The sequence below is a fragment of the Microcoleus sp. T3_D1 genome (genome assembly GCF_036700405.1).
Lineage (GTDB): Bacteria > Cyanobacteriota > Cyanobacteriia > Cyanobacteriales > Microcoleaceae > Microcoleus.
Genome location: NZ_JAUBOV010000032.1, coordinates 75346 through 76601 on the forward strand (window position 1 = coordinate 75346; position 1256 = coordinate 76601).

General features: G+C 46.5%; 2 protein-coding genes. One reads left to right on the forward strand and one right to left on the reverse strand.

Annotated features, from left to right (window positions below; all coding sequences use genetic code 11):
* A partial coding sequence (locus tag QT992_RS16265) for an RluA family pseudouridine synthase (protein WP_333377308.1) occupies positions 1-776 on the forward strand: 776 nt, incomplete at its 5' end.
* A 194-nt stretch (positions 777-970) separates the two neighbouring features.
* Here the strand turns inward: QT992_RS16265 and QT992_RS16270 are convergent.
* Positions 971-1105: a DUF6883 domain-containing protein gene (locus QT992_RS16270; RefSeq protein ID WP_333377310.1), complete on the reverse strand. Its 135-nt coding sequence runs from the start codon at positions 1103-1105 to the stop codon at positions 971-973.
* Between the last annotated feature and the right edge of the window lie 151 nt (positions 1106-1256).

The following is a 1256-nucleotide window of genomic DNA, read 5'->3' on the forward strand; positions in this document are numbered from 1 at the left end:
TAGAAGCCCAACCCCTACTCCCCACAAATCATCATATTTCTTGTGGAACGGGCATCTTGCCCGTTGCGGGCGGGCTAGAAGCCCAACCCCTACTCCCCACAAATCATCATATTTCTTGTGGAACGGGCATCTTGCCCGTTACCGAAATACTACCGATTATCTATGAAGACAAATGGTTGATTGCGGTCAATAAACCCTCTGGGTTGCTGTCAGTTCCAGGTCGTTATTTTGAAAATCAAGATAGTGTTTTCAGTCGTTTGCGTAACTTGTTAGCTGATAGTTTTAATTTGACAGTCGTGCATCGTTTAGACTTGGAAACATCTGGGATTTTGCTATTGGCGCGGGACAAAGAAACTAGCAGTCAACTCAGGCAGCACTTTGCAAAAAAGCAGGTTCACAAAGTTTATGAAGCGGTGCTTTCGGCTACTGTAAAAATTGATGCGGGGACGATCGAACTCCCACTTTGGGGCGATCCCGAAAATCGCCCTTACCAGCAAGTCAATTGGGAGTGCGGAAAACCCAGTGTTACTCGGTTTCAGGTAATGGCGAGGGAAGGAAATTGCGATCGCGTCGAGTTTTTGCCGCTGACGGGACGCACGCATCAATTGAGGGTTCATGCAGCGGATGTTCGAGGGTTGGGGATACCGATTTTGGGCGATCGACTTTACGGATGTCGGGCTGCTGGGAAGCGGCTACACTTGCACGCGCGGGAACTTTCGTTTGAGCATCCGCAGTTGGGAGAAAGGTTATACCTACAGGCAGAAACACCATTTTGAGCTAAGGGCGATCGGGCAACGATCGATAGGGAGAATCTCACTTTTGCAGCCAAGCTAGAAATTGGAGTTTTGAGGCAGGAGGCAGAAGGAAAGAGGAATAAGGAAAGAGGAATAAGGAAAGAGGAATAAGGAAAGAGGAATAAGGAAGGAGCCAGAAGAAGTGTTTTTACAAATATGAGATGCTCCCCATAGTTTTATTGATTTAATCCTAAACGACGCTGAAATATTACAGCTTTATAGCTACCGACAGCGTTATCTAAATTAAGAGCATACTCAGTTAAGTTTCGAGGCTCGATAACGAGATTGCTGACAATTTCTTTCAGCTTCAGATTTGTTTACCTAGCAGTAACTTTAGCACCTAACATATTAGATAGCTGCTTTGGGAACCCGATCGACTTTCAATTTTAGCTAGTCAGACGGGAATCCCTCGCGCGATACCGCTTCGGTTGGTGTGGGATGAAAGGCGCGTGAGACTCCTGA